At 34.6% G+C, this 7,158-nt stretch carries 8 protein-coding genes; all 8 read right to left on the bottom strand.

The features are described from left to right. Positions 1–439 precede the first annotated feature (439 nt). Positions 440–619 carry a hypothetical protein gene (locus tag RCH18_RS15815; RefSeq protein ID WP_326937744.1) on the bottom strand — a complete coding sequence of 60 codons (180 nt, stop codon included), beginning with the start codon at positions 617–619 and terminating at the stop codon, positions 440–442. Next, positions 601–807 carry a hypothetical protein gene (locus tag RCH18_RS15810; RefSeq protein WP_326937743.1) on the bottom strand — a complete coding sequence of 69 codons (207 nt, stop codon included), beginning with the start codon at positions 805–807 and terminating at the stop codon, positions 601–603. Before RCH18_RS15810 ends, RCH18_RS15815 begins: the two co-directional genes overlap by 19 nt. A gap of 347 nt (positions 808–1,154) precedes the next feature. Further along, on the bottom strand, positions 1,155–2,201 hold the full coding sequence (arsB, locus tag RCH18_RS15805; RefSeq protein WP_326937742.1) for an ACR3 family arsenite efflux transporter: 1,047 nt from the start codon (positions 2,199–2,201) through the stop codon (positions 1,155–1,157). Positions 2,202–2,220: 19 nt separating this feature from the next. Then, a complete protein-coding gene (locus RCH18_RS15800) occupies positions 2,221–2,688 on the bottom strand; it encodes a DUF6428 family protein (RefSeq protein ID WP_326937741.1) in 468 nt (155 codons plus the stop codon). Positions 2,689–2,721: 33 nt separating this feature from the next. Then, the gene (locus RCH18_RS15795) at positions 2,722–3,054 is read right to left on the bottom strand and encodes an ArsR/SmtB family transcription factor (RefSeq protein WP_326937740.1); all 333 of its coding nucleotides are present in this window, start codon (positions 3,052–3,054) and stop codon (positions 2,722–2,724) included. 576 nt (positions 3,055–3,630) lie between these two features. Continuing rightward, positions 3,631–4,209 carry a chemotaxis protein CheB gene (locus tag RCH18_RS15790; RefSeq protein ID WP_326937739.1) on the bottom strand — a complete coding sequence of 193 codons (579 nt, stop codon included), beginning with the start codon at positions 4,207–4,209 and terminating at the stop codon, positions 3,631–3,633. 6 nt (positions 4,210–4,215) lie between these two features. After that, positions 4,216–5,736, bottom strand: a complete 1,521-nt coding sequence (gene kaiC, locus RCH18_RS15785; protein ID WP_326937738.1) for a circadian clock protein KaiC — start codon at positions 5,734–5,736, stop codon at positions 4,216–4,218. Between the two features lie 1,132 nt (positions 5,737–6,868). Then, positions 6,869–7,015 (bottom strand): hypothetical protein, encoded by a 147-nt coding sequence (locus RCH18_RS15780; RefSeq protein WP_326937737.1) that lies wholly within the window; start codon positions 7,013–7,015, stop codon positions 6,869–6,871. Positions 7,016–7,158 lie beyond the last annotated feature (143 nt).

Genomic DNA, 7,158 nt, shown 5'->3' with positions numbered 1-7,158 from the left:
GGGGGTTCTATTTTGAAAATCACGATTTAAAGGCAATAAAGTCAATGGAATTAAGGAAATTTATTTAGTCCTAAAACGTTTAGGACAGGATTGATATTTTATAATAGAAAAATTCCTAATTATTAAGGATAGGGTTTTTCATCAGTTGATAAAATTGCATAACCATAATTGTCCGACCATCCTGATTTTAAAGTTAATAATTTTCTGGTATGCTTTTCTCTCAACATGCAAACTTTTTCTAAAATATTAATTGAACTATGTTTTCAAAATTCTTCCGACTTCGTATAAATTTTATGCTATGCTGTGCAAAGTCTATGTTTTAACAAGTCTCTTGACCTGTTTTGTGTGAAGTCTCCCGATTTCGTATAAATTTTTTGCTACGCTGTGCGGAGTCTCCCGACTTCGTGCGAATTCCAATGTGTAATTAAATCTCTACTTGTCAATATTCGTTGTATTTCGCAAAGTTATTCAAATTCAAAACATCAACAATGGGATTATCTACTTTTTCAATTTTCAATAATCCTTTGTCAGAAACATAATTGCTAGCGCTGAAGTAAATAGAATGCGAAGCTTTTTCAATAATTCCTGCACGAACGGGATTCAAATGAATATAATCCAACTTCGACCACGTAAAGTGGGTGCTATAAATTTCTTCTGGATGATTTCCATACCGCCAAAACTGGTAGTTTTTTTTCTAGAATGACTTTCGGTTGCTAATTTAAAACGTACTAGCATGCATTCTCTTCTACTCACTGGTTCTGGTTTTATTTTTTCTAAAATTTTATTTCTAGTAAATTTTTTAATCACGATAGCTATATGGACGCAACAAGTAAGATAAATCTCTATTGTCTGACTGCATCGCTAGGTGTGTGTGATTACTCATATTTACATATCCACACAAAAGCATACCTTTTTCTTCGATACAAAAATCTAGACATTCTATAATTATTTCTCTGTAATTTTTTCGTGTTTAAACATCAATCCAATTTACAACGGTAGCTGTAATAATATTGGGTAACGTTTAGTCTCTTATTTTGTATCCTTCTGACATATCTTTTTATTTAAAGATAATTGTTTTTTAAAATAGTTATATTATTGTATCTGTTTACAGTAGGATTAGGTGCGAAGTCTAGAAACTTAGCACAGCACGGGCTTTAATCAATGGCTTTTTTGAAATATTTTTTTCTTAGCCAAAATGAAACTCGCACTAACAAAATCAATGCAGGAACTTCTACTAAAGGACCAATTACTCCGGCAAATGCTTGTCCAGAATTCAGTCCGAAAACTGCAATAGCAACAGCAATTGCCAATTCAAAGTTATTACCTGTTGCTGTAAATGCAACCGAAGCTGTTTTGTCATATTCAGTACCCAATGCTTTAATAACGAAAAAGGAAATGAAGAACATTAAAATAAAATATATTAGTAACGGAATAGCAATTATCAAAACGTCCATTGGAATTTCTACGATTAATTCGCCTTTTAACGAGAACATTAATACAATCGTAAACAAAAGTGCAATTAAGGTCATTGGTGAAATAGTCGGAATGAATTTTTTAGTGTACCATTCTTCGCCTTTTAGTTTAACTAATAGTGATCTGCTCAATATTCCCATTACAAAAGGAATTCCTAAATAAATTGCTACACTTTCTGCAATGGTGACGATTGAAATATCTACAATAGCTCCTTCAAATCCGAAATATGGTGGAAGAACTGTTATAAAAAGCCAAGCATAAAAGCTGTATGCAAATACTTGAAAAATACTATTTAAGGCAACCAAACCTGCTCCATATTCGCTACTTCCTTCTGCGAGGTCGTTCCAAACCAAAACCATTGCGATACAACGAGCTAAACCAATTAAAATTAGTCCAACCATATATTCGGGATAATCTCGTAAAAATGTAATTGCTAAAACAAACATTAAAACGGGACCAATTATCCAATTTAGAATAAGTGAAATAGAAAGGATTTTTGTGTTTTTAAAAACCTTTGGTAGCGTTGAATAATTGACCTTTGCCAAAGGTGGATACATCATCAAAATCAAACCAACTGCAATCGGAATATTTGTTGTTCCGCCACTAAACGAGTTTATAATCTCAGGAAATGTTGGAATAAAATAACCAATTCCAACCCCAATAGCCATTGCAATAAAAATCCACAATGTTAGATTTCTATCCAAATAACTTAATTTTCTTGATGCCATTTTATGGGTTTAAAAATTTTTAGCAACAATTTCCATCTGGTGAACAACAAGGTTCATCATTTGATTCCGCTATATGAACTTTTGGCGCTTCTAAAGGAATTCCGCATTGATCTTGAGCCAAACAATCGGTTTGCTTAGTAGTGAGTAGGAAATCATTTCCATTGAAATCAAGTCCAAATTTACCAATGGTTTCTGCTTGATATTCTACTTCAATTTCTAAATCTCCTATTCCTAAAATTCTCTCTGAAAGTTCAATGATGTTTAATAGTTTTTCTGGATGCAAGCGATGGTCATAATCATTTGCGTTCCAAAGTTGAAAGTTTGCAACTTCTTCATTACGAACAATTCCTCCGCAATCAATAAAGTCCTTTGTGATTTTTCCAACTTCCGTGACGTGAAAGTGACTTGGTACTATTTCTCCATTTGGTAATTGAAAGGAAATTTTTTTTAATTCTCGTAGTTTGTTTTTAATTTCTGATAGTTTCATATTTTATTTATTACGATTAATGAGTTCAAATTTTTAACAACAATCTTTAGATTCAGGAATATCTTGATGTAAAAAGTGCAACATTGTTTCTTTCATTTTTGTCCAGTTCTCTAAGTTTATGCAATAACATACTCGTGTACCTTCCACGCTTCCTTTAATTAATCCTAGATGTTTAAGTTCCTTTAAATGCTGCGATATTGTAGGTTGAGCAAGTCCAATTTCATATACTAAATCGCCACAAACACAAGAGTTTATTTTAAATAAATGTTGTAATATAGAGACTCTGGCGGGATGTCCAAAAACCTTTGCAAAAAGTGCAATTTCATTTTGCTGTTCGGTAAACATTTCCGTTTTTGATAATCCCATTTTTATTTTATTTGTTCATTGCAATATTACGATAAATATTTTATTATTTTTAAAGTAATTTGTATTAATTTTTAAACAAGTTATTTTATTTTGTGAATTGGTTTTTATTTCAAAAAAAAATTACTTTAACGTTTGTAGAGCGGAAATTCAACTGAGCGTTTAAGTAGTGTGAATAAAAATTTTTAATTTATCCGAATAATTTTTGGCCTCTTATTTTATATCCCTCTTATATATCTTTTTATTTAAAGATAATTATTTTTTACGATAGTTAAATTATTGTTTTTGTTTGAAGTAGGAATAGGTTCGAAGTTAGGAGACTTCGCTAAGCATGGCGTAATTGCCACCTAAATTCTTATAATAATTGTACGATAACTCCAGAATTGTCAACGGCATGTCTTCGGTTCCAGCTTGACCGCCGTGAAGGAGTCAACCGTTCATTGTCCCGTCGCCGCTGCGAACGCAACAAAGCTTTTACTGTTAAAAGTTCGTGCTTGTTTTCCTGTCATTTTCTCATTGTTTAAAAGAGTAATTATATTGCGTAGTCACACAGGAAATTGAATTTCAATTAGGTTTTTTTTACAAAGTTCCAAGCTTCGATGCCAACCTTTTTAGCTTAGCTGGAATTTTGTTAAGAGGTAAAACAAAATCAATATAGCCCGCTGCCTGAGCGCTAAGCGGCATGTGTTTAACTTCGGCTGACATATCTTGAGCAAAGGTTGTCCCGCCGTATGCCTTGATTTGCTTGCAGCCTGCAGTTCCATCTCCATCATATCCGGAAAGAATGATGCCGACAGCACGTGAACCAATCGCAGTTGCCAGAGAAATAAAAAATAAATCTACTTGTTTGTTTCTGCCAGATCGAGGAGAAATTACTTTTAAGCTATGTTTTTCAAGGGTGAGATCAGCGTCGCTAGGAATTACGTAAACATGGTTCACAAGAATCGGCATAGCATCAGAAGCCAGAATTACTTGCATAGTCGTGTGCCGCTGTAATATTTTAGCTAACCGAGTATGAGCGGTGGGCAACAAATGAGAAATAATAACAAACGCCATACCAGTGTCAGGCGGCATTGCATCCAGCAGCGCCTTGTATGCGCTAAGCGCACCAGCAGAGCCACCAATCCCTACAATGAAAGAAGGTTGAATTTTTTTCATGGAACGTTAGTCGTTTTTTTCATTTGTAGCAGCATTTTTATCAATATCCTTTTTCCTATTGTTGCTTAATTTAGCTTTATCGTTATTTGGAATCAACATAATTCCATCATCGCTCAAAATAAATTTGTGCACATCGCCATCGTGATTAGTGCCACGAGACTTAACTATGAAAAGTTCACGAGTGCGTTTCATTCCCTCATTGTCTTCCACCATTCGCACAACAATCCAAGTGTCAATTAATGATGAAACTCCGATTTCGCCAGTAGTATTACTCTGAAAGTTTGTAGAAACCAGGCTTGTAAAAAAGGTAGTGATGCCTCTAGATTTAAAAAGGTCAATCATACGGGTAATCATCGATGCAACTTCACGCTCGTCGCCTTCTCCAACAAGACTAGTAAGTGGGTCAACTACCACCGCTTTTGGTTTAAAACTATCAACGAGTTTATAAACATTCAATAAATGCATCTCTAAACCCAAAAAGGATGGTCTGAGAGCCACAATTTTTAAGAGCCCTTTTTTGATCCATGGCGCAAAATCAATGCCGATAGATTTCATGTTTTGAGTAAGTTGCCCGGCTGATTCTTCATAAGAAAAGAGAAGACAGCGTTCCCCACGTTTACAACTTTCAATTGCGAATGCCGCTGAAAAGCTTGTTTTTCCGCAGCCTGCAGTGCCCGAAGCAAGTATGGTACTACCGATGGTGTACCCTTTTCCTACGAACAATTTATCTAACGATGGAATGCCTGTAGAAACCCTCTTGTCGGTGCCAGGTTGTGAAAGCCCTGCTGACGTAATGGGAATTACGGAAAGGCCTTTATCATCTATAACAAACGGATATTCACTTGTTCCATGACGTGACCCCCGATACTTAATTATGCGTACTCTACGGGTGGCAATTTGATCTTTAACTCTGTTATCCAAAAGAATAATGCAATCGAAGATGTACTCTTCCAGACCATGGCGTGTGTATGAACCGCTTTGTGCGGCCTCCCCTGTAAAGATTGCCGTTACTTTTTTTTCTTTAAGCCATCGGAAAAGCCTTTTTATCTCTAAGCGAAGAATGCCAAGATCTATAATACCTGCAAAGATAGATTCGATAGAATCTAAAACAACACGTTTGGCACCGATAGAATCAATAGCATCTTCCAAAAGAACGAATATTCCTTCCAAATTAAAGTCGGTTTCCTGAATGTCTTTGCGCTCCAAAATGACATGTTCGAGCACAATCTTTTTTTGCGACACAAGCGCTTTCAAATCCATATTGAGAGAAGCAACGTTTTTAAAGAGTTCTTCTTCGGTCTCTTCAAAGGACATGAGAACCCCTGGCTCTTGATAATCGGTTGCACCTTTGATTAGAAAATCAATACCAAATAGCGTTTTCCCAGAGCCTGCATTACCAGAAACCAACGTGGCTCCATTTTGCGGAAGCCCACCTTCAGTAATTTCGTCAAAACCTGTGATGCCAGTAGGGCATTTGAGTAATTTATTATGCTTACTCGTCATTTTTAACTTGATCATTTTTTTCATTTGATAGCCTTTTCATTTTTCTAAGATAGCGATTCATTAAACCATTTTAAATATAGTAAATTTATTCACACTTTCTATTTTGTTGTTTTAATCATTGTGTGTAGAACTGATCCATGTTTTCTCAATGAGCGACAGCATGGCTGTTAAAGTCAGTCAGTGAAAAAACTTTTGTTTTATTTACGTCAAATATAATATTTCGTAAATAAGAAAGAAAATTAGTATATTTATACAGACAACATACACACAGAACATCGCGTAAATAATTAAAAATAAGTATTTTGGAAGATAAAATTGCTTCGGATAATCCTCTCGATGCTTTGGAGCGTTTTATGTATACCTTTTCTATAAATTTAAGTAATACCATACTTTACTGTATAAAGAATGTCTCGTAAAAGACTATTGCATCAGCAGAACAACAAGACTGGAATTAAGCGAAGCGAATCATGAGAACCAAAAAAAAACAAATTTTAAAAAGGAGTAAATTGATCGCAACTAATATGCTGATGCAATAAAAAAAACAATAAACTACATCACCAAAGCAAAGAATTGTACTGCACACGTTAAGAATTGGAGCGAAGCGGAAATCATGAAGAAAAAAAAATAATTAAAAAAGACTGAATATATTAACGAACACATTTTTGGAACTATTAAACGGTCCCGAAGCTTCGGGAGGGTTACAATCACACCAATTTAACGGGACTCGAAAAAGTAAATGACGAACACAGTTTGATCATGTTAGTTTACAACATTAAACGCACAATGAATATTCTGAGCGTTCCCGATTTAATTGATAAAATCCAGCAATAGAATTACAACTACCCACCATGAGGGTATGCCTTGATCAAAGCGACTTTTTTAAGCTCTTATATCAGCTCAAAATCATCAAACAATTATTTCTATCTCCAAAAACCGACTCGCTTACAAGCGAATTTTGTGCGAATAGAAAAGGAGTTATTGACTTAATTTAAGCAAAAGCGGGGTAAATTCACAGCCTGACGGTTTGCAGCTACAAGAAGTTGCCAATGAAAGCGAACTGAGAACTTTCCACCAAGATAGATTTTATTCGTGAAGATTAACGTTCTCGCTACCAAATATTTGGCAATCTCTATTTAGCGTGTGTTGTGAGAAGTGTTTATGGTTTAACTCTAATTATTTTATTGTCTTTCAAAATAACAAGTTCGCTGTTCATTCTCTTTTTGAACTCGATTAATTTATCATAAACTTTATCCATTCCTTCCAATACTTTCGTTTGGTTCGGAGTCCTCTTATGTTTCTTCATTATAGTACTTTTTAAGTTTGTCAAATTTATTATCATCAAAGATATCAGTTTCAGAATCCAAAGTTTTTTCAGCAATCAAATTATGTTTGCCTTCCGAATTATCAAAGATCATAGCTTCGTCAACAATCGGAAGGTAAATTTCA

It is taken from the genome of Flavobacterium sp. PL11 (assembly GCF_035985025.1).
Lineage (GTDB): Bacteria > Bacteroidota > Bacteroidia > Flavobacteriales > Flavobacteriaceae > Flavobacterium.
This window is presented reverse-complemented; position numbering and strand designations above follow the sequence as displayed.